The 12,041-nt window shown below is 35.5% G+C and carries 13 protein-coding genes, 1 tRNA gene and 1 pseudogene; 4 read left to right on the top strand and 11 right to left on the bottom strand.

Features of this window, described 5'->3' with window-relative positions:
- Nucleotides 1-161: 161 nt before the first annotated feature.
- Nucleotides 162-1,523 (bottom strand): glutamate--tRNA ligase, encoded by a 1,362-nt coding sequence (gltX, locus tag DM84_RS01785; protein ID WP_250777999.1) that lies wholly within the window; start codon nucleotides 1,521-1,523, stop codon nucleotides 162-164.
- Between the two features lie 160 nt (nucleotides 1,524-1,683).
- Between gltX and DM84_RS01780 the strand changes: the two genes are divergently transcribed.
- Together DM84_RS01780 and DM84_RS01775 are read left to right on the top strand one after the other, a co-directional pair.
- Nucleotides 1,684-2,352 (top strand): ankyrin repeat domain-containing protein, encoded by a 669-nt coding sequence (locus DM84_RS01780; protein ID WP_250777997.1) that lies wholly within the window; start codon nucleotides 1,684-1,686, stop codon nucleotides 2,350-2,352.
- A 77-nt stretch (nucleotides 2,353-2,429) separates the two neighbouring features.
- Nucleotides 2,430-4,418 (top strand): acetyl-CoA carboxylase biotin carboxylase subunit, encoded by a 1,989-nt coding sequence (locus DM84_RS01775; protein WP_250777995.1) that lies wholly within the window; start codon nucleotides 2,430-2,432, stop codon nucleotides 4,416-4,418.
- On the opposite strand, the gene DM84_RS01770 is transcribed toward DM84_RS01775, so the two are convergent.
- The 9 genes from DM84_RS01770 to rsmA form a co-directional block, all read right to left on the bottom strand.
- On the bottom strand, nucleotides 4,392-5,408 hold the full coding sequence (locus DM84_RS01770) for a COX15/CtaA family protein (RefSeq protein ID WP_349305097.1): 1,017 nt from the start codon (nucleotides 5,406-5,408) through the stop codon (nucleotides 4,392-4,394). The two genes, DM84_RS01775 and DM84_RS01770, sit on opposite strands and share 27 nt — an antisense overlap.
- Nucleotides 5,381-6,415 (bottom strand): glycosyltransferase family 2 protein, encoded by a 1,035-nt coding sequence (locus DM84_RS01765; RefSeq protein WP_250777993.1) that lies wholly within the window; start codon nucleotides 6,413-6,415, stop codon nucleotides 5,381-5,383. Before DM84_RS01765 ends, DM84_RS01770 begins: the two co-directional genes overlap by 28 nt.
- Complete coding sequence (locus DM84_RS01760) at nucleotides 6,416-6,997, bottom strand: hypothetical protein (protein ID WP_250777991.1); 582 nt, start codon at nucleotides 6,995-6,997, stop codon at nucleotides 6,416-6,418.
- A gap of 5 nt (nucleotides 6,998-7,002) precedes the next feature.
- Nucleotides 7,003-7,479: a hypothetical protein gene (locus DM84_RS01755; RefSeq protein WP_250777989.1), complete on the bottom strand. Its 477-nt coding sequence runs from the start codon at nucleotides 7,477-7,479 to the stop codon at nucleotides 7,003-7,005.
- Nucleotides 7,480-7,487: 8 nt separating this feature from the next.
- Nucleotides 7,488-7,967, bottom strand: a complete 480-nt coding sequence (locus tag DM84_RS01750) for a F0F1 ATP synthase subunit B family protein (RefSeq protein ID WP_250777988.1) — start codon at nucleotides 7,965-7,967, stop codon at nucleotides 7,488-7,490.
- A gap of 1 nt (nucleotide 7,968) precedes the next feature.
- Nucleotides 7,969-8,196 (bottom strand): F0F1 ATP synthase subunit C, encoded by a 228-nt coding sequence (locus DM84_RS01745; protein ID WP_168455548.1) that lies wholly within the window; start codon nucleotides 8,194-8,196, stop codon nucleotides 7,969-7,971.
- A gap of 61 nt (nucleotides 8,197-8,257) precedes the next feature.
- On the bottom strand, nucleotides 8,258-8,983 hold the full coding sequence (locus DM84_RS01740) for a F0F1 ATP synthase subunit A (RefSeq protein ID WP_250777986.1): 726 nt from the start codon (nucleotides 8,981-8,983) through the stop codon (nucleotides 8,258-8,260).
- Between the two features lie 108 nt (nucleotides 8,984-9,091).
- Nucleotides 9,092-9,445 carry a hypothetical protein gene (locus tag DM84_RS01735; RefSeq protein ID WP_250777984.1) on the bottom strand — a complete coding sequence of 118 codons (354 nt, stop codon included), beginning with the start codon at nucleotides 9,443-9,445 and terminating at the stop codon, nucleotides 9,092-9,094.
- Nucleotides 9,446-9,581: 136 nt separating this feature from the next.
- A complete protein-coding gene (gene rsmA / locus DM84_RS01730) occupies nucleotides 9,582-10,388 on the bottom strand; it encodes a 16S rRNA (adenine(1518)-N(6)/adenine(1519)-N(6))-dimethyltransferase RsmA (protein ID WP_250777981.1) in 807 nt (268 codons plus the stop codon).
- Nucleotides 10,389-10,474: 86 nt separating this feature from the next.
- Between rsmA and DM84_RS01725 the strand changes: the two genes are divergently transcribed.
- Nucleotides 10,475-10,547: transfer RNA gene (locus DM84_RS01725), tRNA-Thr, on the top strand.
- A 257-nt stretch (nucleotides 10,548-10,804) separates the two neighbouring features.
- A pseudogene (locus DM84_RS01720) lies at nucleotides 10,805-11,640 on the top strand (IS982 family transposase).
- Here DM84_RS01720 and DM84_RS01715 read toward each other — a convergent pair.
- Nucleotides 11,584-11,766, bottom strand: a complete 183-nt coding sequence (locus DM84_RS01715) for a hypothetical protein (protein WP_250777979.1) — start codon at nucleotides 11,764-11,766, stop codon at nucleotides 11,584-11,586. The pseudogene DM84_RS01720 and the gene DM84_RS01715 overlap by 57 nt on opposite strands.
- Nucleotides 11,767-12,041: the final 275 nt, after the last annotated feature.

Genomic DNA, 12,041 nt, shown 5'->3' with positions numbered 1-12,041 from the left:
AATTAATAAAGACATAAGGTGCACATAGTGCAAAAAATTAAACATAAGACGCCAATCTTAATACTCTTGTCGTTTAATCTGCACAGATTGAAGCTAAATGAATAGCTCCAATGTTATGGTAATGGGTTTGGAGGAATTTGTCAAGTAGTTTTTTGTTTCATTTAAATTGCTTGCAATCTCCTTATACACTCATCTTTACCAAGGATTACCATTATGTCAATAATTCCAGGTGCATCCATTATCCCAGTTATTGGGGCCCGTAATGAGTGGTAAATATCGCTTATTTTCACACTATGCAATTTTGAAAATTCCTCGATTTGAGAGGACAAAAAGCTCTTATTCCAGCTTTCATCACCGATATTCGAGAGAAATGACGCAAGTAACTTGATTATATCGAGGTTGGATCTGACAATTTGCTCAGCCTCTTCGCTTAAATCAAGTGGTGGATCTTTGATATAAAACTGCGCTAAATCGAGCAGTTCGGTCAGGTAATTTGCTCTTTTTTTTAGTTCCGTTAGTCCCTGCAGTAAATAGTTCTTTTTCTTCTCAGCTAGAGTATTTTCTCCAAGCATTAGAGGCAGAATATCTTCATTGCTCATGTTGTTGATATAATGGTTATTTAAATGCTCCAATTTTTTAAAATCAAGCCGTGCAGGCGAATGACCGATGTTTTCTAAGTTAAACCACTCCATCGCTTGCTCACCGCTAATAATCTCATCATTGCCATGACTCCAGCCAAGTCTGAGCAGGTAATTACGCATCGCCTGAGGCAATATTCCCATCTTCTCGTAATCGCAAACACTTGCAGCGCCGTGCCTTTTGGACAGCTTATTTCCGTCTTCTCCATGGATAAGTGGTACATGCGCAAAACGTGGAATATCAAAATCAAGAGCTTGGTATATTAGTAATTGCTTAAAAGTATTGGTAAGATGGTCAGAACCGCGTATTATGTCAGTTATTCCAGCATCATGGTCGTCAACCACCACAGCGAAAATATATGTTGGAGTGTTGTCAGAACGTAAAATCACTATATCATCAAGCTGCCCGCTATTTACTTTAATTTGGCCGTATATTTTATCATCAACAATAATATCTTGCGAGTCTGGCACTCTAAAGCGGACAACAGGTTTTACGCCTGGTGTTGCACTAGTACACTTATGCTTGTATATTTTTCCTTCTTCTCTTGCTTTTGCCTTCTTTGCTGCAACTTCATCCTCAGGGCAATAACAGTGATATGCACTGCCTTTCTGAGCAAGGATATTTGCAACTTCAACATGCCGCTCTATCCTTTTTGATTGGTATATTATTTCTCCATCATAGTTTATACCAAGCCATTTCAGTCCATCTATTATCGCATCGATTGCCTCCTGTGTTGAACGCTTTCTGTCAGTGTCCTCAATTCTCAGCAAAAATTTTCCGCGATGATGCTTTGCATAGAGCCAATTAAATAAAGCAGTACGAGCTCCACCAATGTGCAAAAACCCCGTTGGCGATGGAGCGAATCTAGTAATTATGTTTGACATGTTTAGTTATTATAGTAACGCAAACGATGATAGCTAAAATTTATGCTTGCAACAATGCGGAATTACTGTAAATTACTGGTCCTATGGGGATAAAATTGCATTTATTTTTCATAATTTATGTTGTATAATTTAATGTTGGTTAAATATAGCGGGGTATGTTATGGCTCAACATAAAAACTTATTTGCAGCTGCAGGAGGAAACAAAGATGAATTTGTTAGAATTTGCAAAGAGAATGTTGCTTATGTAACTGCGCGTGACGGAAATGGAGAGAACCCATTCCATATAGCAGCAAAGAATAGAATTCTGCTACCTGCACTCAAAGAGATTGTGAATTACTTAGAAGAAGAGGCTAATCAAAAAATTAAAAAAGCAGAAGAAGCCAAAGATTGGAAGGAAATAAAAAAATTAAAAGAGGAACTTAAATGTAATAAACAATATATTAAAGATGCACTCTGCGATAAAAGCTACATCCTTCACAAGAGAATAGCAGCAGCTCCTCTTTACTTCTTGGATTCTGCAGAACGGAAGGAAGTTAAGCAAATCGCAGACATAAAAGATAGCTTTGTATGTAATAGAAAATTTCATTTGTGTTTATATATAGTAGGAGCTATAGCGTGTATTGCTGCTTTGTGTTTATCCTTGTACTTTTTATTTTTGGTTTCTCAACCTCTTGCACTAGCTTCAGTGGCTACAATAGCTTCTGGGGGATCTACATGTTTATTATTTAAGGCATGTAATGGGATATACGGCTTGTATGATGGAAGCACTATGGTAACAGATACTAATGCTATGCACCCTTTAGGTAATAATGGTTTAGCTCCAGCATAAAGTTAGAAATCGCTTGCAGGCAACGATATAGAAATGTACTTTCTTAAGAGTGATTCTTAAGAAAGTATACTTATATAATGACAGAAAAGAAGTATAGTAAGATTTTAATAGCAAACAGAGGGGAAATTGCCTGCAGGATCATCAGAACTGCTCGCAGAATGGGCATATCTTGCGTGTGTGTATATTCGGATGCAGATGTAAATTCTGTGCATGTAAGGCAAGCAGATGAGTCAAGGCACATTGGTCCTTCGCCCGCTTATCTCAGTTACTTAAACACCGAAAAAATATGCGAAGTAGCAGTTGAAACAGGTGCACAGGCAGTTCATCCTGGTTATGGCTTTTTAGCAGAAAATCCAGATTTTCCACGCGCTCTGCAAAAACACAATATAGATTTCATCGGCCCAAGTGCAGAAACAATAGAAGTTACAGCAAATAAAATAACAGCAAAGGAATCCGCAAGAAAAGCTGGAGTGAATGTAGTGCCAGGATACATGGGCAAGATCGACGATGCCACTCATGCAGCCAGTGTTGCTGAGGAAATTGGTTTTCCCGTCATGCTGAAAGCTGCATCAGGCGGCGGTGGTAAAGGCATGAGAATTGTAAACTCCAAAAAGGAGATTGAACTAGCATTTATATCAGCAACGAACGAAGCAGAGAAGAGTTTTAAGGATGATAGTATCTTTATAGAAAAATATATAGAGTTACCAAGACACATCGAAATACAAATCATAGCAGATAAATATGGCAATGTAGTGTGTCTTGGAGAGAGGGAATGTTCAGTACAAAGGAACAATCAGAAGATAATAGAAGAGACACCAAGTCCGTTTATCAGTGAGAAGGTAAGACAAGAAATGTATGCCCAATGTGTTTCTTTGGCAAAGCAAGTTGGCTATTTTTCAGCAGGTACTGTTGAGTTTGTTGTAGATCAGAACCAGAACTTCTATTTTCTTGAGGTAAATACAAGATTGCAAGTTGAGCATCCAGTAACAGAATTTGTAACTGGAATAGACATAGTAGAAGAAATGATTAGAACCTCCTGTGGAGAAAAATTAAGGTTCAGTCAGAATGATATTAAACTTGCTGGTTCTGCAATAGAAAGCAGAATTTGTGCTGAAGATCCATCAAAGAAATTTTTCCCTTCCAGCGGAAGAATAAAATATTACGACAAACCGAATGAAAGCAATTATGTTAGAATAGATGATGGAGTTGCTGCAGGTTCAGAAATCAGCATGTTTTATGACTCGATGATTGCAAAAGTGGTGACATATGGAAAAGATAGAATAGAGGCAATCAGCAGAATGCAAAAAGCTTTATCTGAATGTTATATAGGGGGAGTGACAAACAATATAGAATTTCTAGAATCCATCTTTCATCATCCAAATTTTGTTGCAGCAAAACTCCACACGAGATTTATTCCAGACCATTATCCAAGTGGATTTCACGGCGATTTTATTACAGAAGAGTATATTAAAATATTTATTTTCGCTGCGTTATATGTTCATTTGGGAAACGAGAAGAGGTATTACAATAAATCAATAGATGAAGCGCTTGTAGTGAAAATAAATGACAATAAGTACCCTGTAAACGCAAAGTATCAAGATAATACATTAACAACAGTATATAACCACAATACATACTCCATAGCAGGCAAATGGAAATCAAGTTACGGGCTGCTATGTATCACGATTAACAATGATACCGATATAACACTTAAAGTAGAAAGGCAAGACAGTAAACACTTTATAAAACATGCTGGAATGCAAGCTGAGTGCTGTGTATTTAAACCTCATGTAGCTAAATTAAGTGAGTTAATACTAAATAATGAAACAGATGGGATCTCAGTAGATGCCGTAAAATCTCCAATATCTGGTTTATTAGTTAAATTACACGTAAATGTTGGAGATCAGGTAGAGATAGGGCAGCCCTTATTTGTTGTAGAAGCGATGAAAATGGAAAATATCATATGCGCTGAATCAGAAATGGTAATAAAAAACATTCCTGTTCAGGAAGGAGAAAATGTGCGAATCGGCGATGTGGTATTAGCTTTGAATACAGTTCTTTCTTAAATAACATAAGAAATATAAGCCTGATCCAAATAAGATGAATGAAAACACTTGGTGAGCTATAGCAATGGTTATCGGTATGTGCAGCAATAAAGTAATTACTCCTAAAATTACCTGAGTTAGGACAGAGAACAGCATGACATATACCGGTTTTACACCGGCATTTTTTATTGTGAGGATTACTGTCAGAACTAATATCAGCAATGCCAGTACTCGGTGTATGAATTGCACTGTTGCTCTGTTCTCAAAGATATTTAGCAATGTAGGCTGTAAAAAAAATAAATCTTCCGGAATGATATATCCATCCATTAGTGGAAAGGTATTGTAAATTAGACCAGCATTTAATCCTGCAACAAACGCCCCGAAAGTTATTTGTATTACAATTAGAGCCAAGATCGTTCCTGTGTAATGTATAGTGTTGCCGCTAATCTTAAGTTTAGTCTGCTTTGGCTTGATTTGATAATCAAAAAATTGGTACGACAATAATGCAAAAATAGCCAACGCTAGCAGTAAGTGAAGTGCGAGCCTATAGTGACTAACATGAGGTTCAGCTATCAGACCACTTTTAACCATATACCAACCAGCGAGAGCTTGTAACGCTCCAAATAATAGTGCCATGGACAGCCTTATTACTGCCTTTTTAGATATTTTCCTTTTTAGCATAAAATATACAAATGGTAGGACAAACACTAAACCTGTTAGCCTTGCAACCAATCTATGTATATATTCTATTAAATATATAGCGCGAAACTCCTCCATGCTCATCCCATAATTAAATGTTTTATATTCAGGTGTAGTCTCATATTTTGATTTTTCTTGTAGCCAGTCTTGCTCACTTAGTGGCGGTAACGCTCCAGTGATGGGCTTCCACTCTGTGATAGACAATCCTGCTTTTGAAAGTCTGGTAAACCCGCCAATTCCTACCATAAGGATTACCATGACAGAGCAGAGGAAGAGCCAAATAACTACGGATTTTGATTGCTCTTGTTCCATAAACCATGCTGAGTTTTGTTCCATCGATGAGGATGAATGATAAATTCCCACAAGGCGAAAAAAGCTGCAACGCTATGTAGCAAATTATAAACAGGGAGGAATATTGACACTACATAAAGGTAAAAAGGCATCTTTTGCTGCTTGATCGCTACTGCCAAGAGAATCAGGTTGGTAATGTATACCACTACAAAGTAGCACAAAAACAACTCATTTAAAATTTGAGTTAACATTAATGAAAGCAATAAAAATGGAGTAGTGAAAAATATAAAGGCTGCCGAGCCAACAAAAAGATTCAATAACAAAATTCCTTTAAGTCCATTGTGCCTATAAAGTGATCTTACGCTCCTTAGATGGACAACATAAGTTTGCATATAGCCTTTAATCCAACGCGCTCTTTGCTTGATCCAGGCAAACACAGTAGTTGGTGATTCTTCCAATGTTTCTGAGTCAATAATCCTAGTTTTATATCCTATTTGTGCAAGTCTCAAACCTAGGTCAGCGTCTTCAGTGACATTATAAGCATCCCAAAGAAGCACTTTTCTTAAAACTTCTACTGAAAAATGATTACTGCTACCACCCAAAGGTATCGGCATGTCCATTCTTTGGAATCCAGGCAATAAGTACTGAAACCAGCTCATGTATTCTAAAGAGAAGGATTTCGTCAGAAAGTTGTAGTTATAATTGTAATAATTTAATCTTGCTTGCACACAGGCTAACTTATCGTCGCCCTTATTAAATTCAACCAATGCTTTTTTTAATTGCAGTGGATCTGGCTTGTCATCTGCATCATATATTACTACATACTTTCCTTTGGCAAAGCTCATGGCATAATTGCATGACTTAGCCTTCGTCTTAGGCAAAGAATGAGGCATTTTTATCACTTCAAAATATTGCGGTAAAGTATGTTTTTCTACAGCTAAAAGCATTTCCTGGTCGTCACTTTCTATAAGGAGCTTTACATCTAATTTTGATTTTGGGTAATCTAAACTTTCAATGCTTTCAATCAATTACTCTATCACTGCGCCTCCTTTAAAGGTAGGCAATAAAATTGTATATATAGGGAAGTCTTCTGCGTTTATCTTATCATAATCTATTTTTCGGTTGTAGGTTTCACATAAGCCAAAAACTGTAGTTATAAATTTGAACAAATAGCTAGAACATCCAACTATAAATATCAACATTAAAGCAAAGTATGTATACTTCTCTGTTAATGTTAAAATTGAAATTATAATAAAGAAAGAAGCAAAAAATATTGAACTTAGTTTAATATTCTTGGCTGAAAAATCAGGGTTTTTATAGCATAAATAGTTGCTTGCAAATTCTGAAACACCAAAGCACGAGTTAAGAAAATCTAAAATCTGTTCACCATCTGCTTCTATTAGTACGCAACCATCACCGTAGTTAGCCTTGATCCAGTGGCTGATATCTTGACTCGCATCTTCAACCATAAAAAAAGTAGTATTATTTAATTTTTGCCAAGGAACTATATTAGATTTGTAGTAAAAAAACTTTTCTTGCTCTTTACACAAACTGGAGTTAAGCTTGATTTTTTCTATATCATTAATTTGAAGTATAGGCAGCTGTTGCATTAAATCTAATGCAATTTTTTATTTAAATCACGTGAAAGTGAAGATATGACCTCGCTGCTGCGCTTGTCATCCTTGTGCTCCTGCATTATTTTTTTTACAGCATCAGCGGCTATACTTGCTGTATTAGCTTGTAAATCTCCAATGGTTTTTTCAACTTGGTCAGTAACTTTCTTTAAATGAGAACGGGTATTATCATCTAACGTCTGGTCCAGCTGCTGTCTACTGTGTTTAATGATACTATTAGCCTTATCAAGAGCTTCATTCATCATTTTATTAACTTCTGCATCTAATCTTTTGTATTTCTCAGAAGACTCTCTATAATACTCCAACATATCTCTTCTGAATTTTTCAACCTCTTCATTCGTAAGTTTGCTCTTGTCACGCTTATTATTAAGAGCGTTTTTTATCACCTTCCTTAGTAATTTATATGAAAGGATAAAACCTACCAAAAAAGCAAGACTGACAATCAGTGATGTAGACATAAAAACCTCTAGAATTCTTTAGATACCAAGCTAGCAACAAACTCCTCTTCAATTTCAGAATTGGTCAATTTACTGCAGTAAATTAAGGCAATACCAGTAGCTATTCGCTTTAGTTCATCAGTGTACTCAGATTTAAATCTTGCTACTTTTTCTTTAACAAGTTTGCTCATTTTTTTGTCTTCCTCTTCTAATATATCTTTCACACTTGCTCTCATTTCTTCTACTTGGGTAAGTGCATTATCTACAACCTTTTTTGCTTGCACTCTAGCTTCATTTAAAGCTGCGTTATATTTAACAGTCTGGTTTTCTATAAGTTTTAGAAGGTGGATGGAACTATTAAAAGAATCCAGTGCCTTCTTATTCCTAACGCTTATTATTTCATCTAACTTTGGCAGAAATAAACAACTTACTACAAAAAAAAGTAAAGAGAAAAGAATTAAAAACCAAAAAACTTGAGAAAAGAAAGTTGAAACATCAAGTTGTGGCATATTAAACAACAAATATTAATAGTAGTGCAAGCAGAAACGCAAATAACCCCATTGCTTCAACTAAAGCTGCCCCTGTATAGACATATTTTTTCATTTTATCCTCTGATTCAGGGTTTCTTGCAAGCCCACTTAGCATAGTAGAAAATATATTTGCTACACCAAGACCTGCCCCAAGCATACCAAGTACACTTAAGCCAATCGCTATAAATTTTAAAGCTACTAAATCCATATATTACCTTTAACCATTTCCTTACGATATTAATTATAAAATGTTCTGCAGATAAAGTCAATTACTTTACTGCATCTGATAAATATACACATGTTAGAGAGGTGAATATATAGGCCTGTAGAATTGCAACGAACACTTCAAACCCTATTAATGTGATTATAAATAAAAACGGTATAGGGGTTAGAATTACGTGCATGTTCATAATAAATCCTGCTATCACTTTGATGATCGTATGACCCGCAATCATATTTGCTGCAAGCCTTATTGATAAACTTATAGGCCTTGCCAAGTAGGCAAATAGCTTAATGAAAACCATCATGGGCGCCAGCCACGGCGGAGTGCCCTCCGGCAATAATATGCGTAAAAACTTTACTCCCCCTTCTTTGAACCCAACAACTGTTGTGTAAGTAAAAACTACCATCGATAAGGCAAAAGTAATTATCACATGACTTGTAACTGTAAAACTATAAGGAAGAACGCCTACTAAATTACACGATAAAGTGAAAATAAATACTGTAAATATCAAAGGAATGTGCTCCAAGCCTTTGCTTCCAGTGTTACTTTCTATTATTGAAATCACAAAATCATATACACACTCAACTGCAGCTTGCAAATATCCTGGTATTACTGATCTTTTCCTTACTCCCAAGAGTAAGAAGAATATAGCTGATATTACCGAAATCATCATAAAAAGAGATGAGTTGGTAAAATTTATATCATGCCCAAATAGTTTGGGTAATTCTACTATTGTATGTATCTTAAACTGTTCTAGCGGATTTAACGCCATATTTCGACCCTATAAACTTAGACTGCAACAGTAAATAAAGTATAAATTTTATAAGGTAAAGTCAAGAGTTAAGGTGATATAGGCTCTGTAACACAGAGCCCTTTTTACTCACTTCACTTTAAAACCGCAATTTTTAATACTATCTTTGATAGCCTGGATATCTGTTTCGGCTTCGGCTTGAAACTTCACATTGATAGTAGGGTTATCGCTTTCATGATCAAATTCAATTTTGTTGATAGACAAACCTTTTTGAAGGTTATCTTCAACACAGTTAGGAAATGTTAGTATTGTGTAATAAGTCATATCGTTTGGATCATGAGAACGACTATAGTCCAGCAAAGACACAGAGCCTTCCTCGTTGTATCCCCATATCCGTATAGATTCATAACCTTCACGATGATTGAAAGAAGACTCAATGTTATATTCATTTGCTGGTAGTTCAAATGTTATTGTGTTATCCATAGCATTACCTAATTAATTAAAACCTTTATTATAATATTGACATATCAACAAAATATTTACTAGAGTGGCTGATTATAATTAGCGCTGTATTTCAAAAATTACTAAGTTGTTTAACATCCCGATTTAATATGCTATCTTAACCATTGAACAATTCTTTTTGTATAACGTTTGCCAGCAAACAAAATTGTTCAATAGTTAAGTTTTCTGGACGTTCATTACCATTTAATTTGGCGTTTTCAAGAACGGTTTCAGCATGACTTGTTATATTTTGCAAGCTATTCCTTAGCATCTTTCTTCTTTGAGCAAAAACAGCGCGCGTTAACTTTGTCAAGGTTTCCAAATTTACTGCAAATCTTTGGGTAGGTAAAGGATTTACTGTAATTACTGAAGAATGCACTTTCGGTCTTGGAAAAAACTCTTTAGGTTCAATATCAAATTCCTTTCTTATATTGCACAGTAACTGGCTTAGCACCGATAGAGAACCATAGTCTTTGGAATTAGGTCTTGCTATAATGCGATCTGCTACCTCTTTCTGAAACATCAATGTCAAACTTGTAAAAAATTTTATGTTGTTTAACCACTTCAAAAATAATGCTACCGAGACATTGTAAGGTAGATTAGCAATGACTTTGACTGGGCGTTCTATTAGCTTTTCTTCTATAACATGCAGTGCATCCGCTTCTACGATTCTATACCTTCCCTGATACTCATTCAGCAGTTGATTATGGTATTTCACTAAATTGCTATCTTTTTCTATAGCAAGCAGAGACCTTGGATTATGTGCCAATATTTCCCTTGTTAATGCACCATATCCAGGACCAATTTCAATAACGTTAAAATCTTCCAGATTACCAGCTAAAACGACTATTTTTTTCGTTATCTCACTCGATAAAATAAAATTTTGCCCTAGGCTCTTTTTTGGCTTCAATAAAAATTTTCCCATATTATTGTATTATGCAGTATTTTGATAATTTTAAAAATTAGTTGACGAAAATTCATTGATAATTGTATATTGTTAACGTATTTAACGCCGGCTTAGCTCAATTGGTAGAGCAACTGACTTGTAATCAGTAGGTTGTCAGTTCAAGTCCGACAGCCGGCACGTGTAGTAATTCATACTTGATCTGACAAATAAGGATTAACGTAGTTTAAACTGCTATCAACACCTCCTTCTAACAAACTCTCTCTATTGGTTCATGTTTTTTTATTAAAGTATAACCAAATTCCCGTGCCCTTTTGATCAAATTTTTCACAACTTTCTCCTTATAGCGCTAACTATGGCTTAGAAAGAGAGTGGAGGAAAGAAGAGAAATAGGGTAAACTCCAGTGTTTTAGCAACAATAGGAGATCACCCAATGAATAAAAGTAATAACAGAATTATCCTGTTTTGTAGATGATTATTGCAAAATAATAGACGAAAATTTTGCAAGCAGGCTACTACCCAACGGTAAAAACCCACAAGAGTACCAGAAATCTGAAATTATAACAATAATTCTATTATACCGGCAACCCAGGTATGAAAACTTTAAGTCATTTTACATACGTTACTTAAAGTTGCGACACGAGTCAGACTTTCCTAAACTACCTTTTCATGATAGGTTTATTACTCTAAAACCTCGGTTCTATGGTATTTAGCAATGTTGCTGCAATGGTTGTGTGAGTAAGCAAAAGAAACAGGCATTTCCTATGTTAATTCAACTCTTATCGCATGCGAAAAGAATATCTAAAAACAAAGTTTTGCTGAAATTGCAAAATTAAGCAAGAGTTCTTATGGCTGATTTTTTGGTTTCAAGTTACATATGGTAATCAATGAAAAAGGTGAAATTCAAGGTTGACAAAAGGTAATGTTGATGAAAGGAACCCTGTGCCAAACCTAACTGACCGGTCTTTTATTTGGAGATAAAGGTTATATTGCAAAAGAGCTTTTTCATGAGTTGTTTGAACGAGGTTTGAAACTTGTTACCAAGGTGAAAAGGGTATGAAAAACGCATTAACCTCGTCAAATGAGAAGATTTTTCTAAGGAAAAGATCTATCATCGAAACGGTTTTTTGGTTACCTGAAAAACAGATTAGAAATTGAACATACTCGCCATAGATCCCCTGTTAACTTCCTAATTCACATTTTTTCTACACTCATTTCACATTCCATGCAACCCAAAAAGCCCTCTATCTCCAGCTTTTTCTTTATCAGCTAACCCATAGTTAGCGTTCGTACAGTTGTGCTTCAAGCGCTGGAATGACAAAGTTATGGGTGTCATCCCAGCACTTCCTTTTCCTGCCACTCCTCCTGTCATCCCAGTGTCTCCTTTTTTGTCATCCAAGTGCCTCTTTTTTTGTCATCCCAGCGCGTGACGCTGGGATCTCATTTCACTTTATGACAACATTTGTTGTAAAAATGAATGTTCGTTCATAAATTGCAACTAGCTACAAGTGTTAATAAATTTACCAAACGAAAAAAAAAGCAAAAGAAGCCCTGGTCAGTATTTATTTTTAGTATTGGCGTTTTTATGCTTTAAACGCTGCAATTTAGCTGCTTTTAACCGCAACTAGTCTAAGCTATAATATTTAAGAAATTTACCAAACAGAGAAAAAAGAC

The organism is Wolbachia pipientis (genome assembly GCF_023661085.1).
Lineage (GTDB): Bacteria > Pseudomonadota > Alphaproteobacteria > Rickettsiales > Anaplasmataceae > Wolbachia.
This window is presented reverse-complemented; position numbering and strand designations above follow the sequence as displayed.

Bases quoted from the DNA above. Each gene is read 5' to 3' on its own strand.
- gltX (WP_250777999.1), bottom strand. From the start codon at position 1,523: ATGTCAAACATAATTACTAGATTCGCTCCATCGCCAACGGGGTTTTTG.
- DM84_RS01780 (WP_250777997.1), top strand. From the start codon at position 1,684: ATGGCTCAACATAAAAACTTATTTGCAGCTGCAGGAGGAAACAAAGAT.
- DM84_RS01775 (WP_250777995.1), top strand. From the start codon at position 2,430: ATGACAGAAAAGAAGTATAGTAAGATTTTAATAGCAAACAGAGGGGAA.
- DM84_RS01770 (WP_349305097.1), bottom strand. From the start codon at position 5,408: ATGGAACAAGAGCAATCAAAATCCGTAGTTATTTGGCTCTTCCTCTGC.
- DM84_RS01760 (WP_250777991.1), bottom strand. From the start codon at position 6,997: ATGCAACAGCTGCCTATACTTCAAATTAATGATATAGAAAAAATCAAG.
- DM84_RS01755 (WP_250777989.1), bottom strand. From the start codon at position 7,479: ATGTCTACATCACTGATTGTCAGTCTTGCTTTTTTGGTAGGTTTTATC.
- DM84_RS01750 (WP_250777988.1), bottom strand. From the start codon at position 7,967: ATGCCACAACTTGATGTTTCAACTTTCTTTTCTCAAGTTTTTTGGTTT.
- DM84_RS01745 (WP_168455548.1), bottom strand. From the start codon at position 8,196: ATGGATTTAGTAGCTTTAAAATTTATAGCGATTGGCTTAAGTGTACTT.
- DM84_RS01740 (WP_250777986.1), bottom strand. From the start codon at position 8,983: ATGGCGTTAAATCCGCTAGAACAGTTTAAGATACATACAATAGTAGAA.
- DM84_RS01735 (WP_250777984.1), bottom strand. From the start codon at position 9,445: ATGGATAACACAATAACATTTGAACTACCAGCAAATGAATATAACATT.
- rsmA (WP_250777981.1), bottom strand. From the start codon at position 10,388: ATGGGAAAATTTTTATTGAAGCCAAAAAAGAGCCTAGGGCAAAATTTT.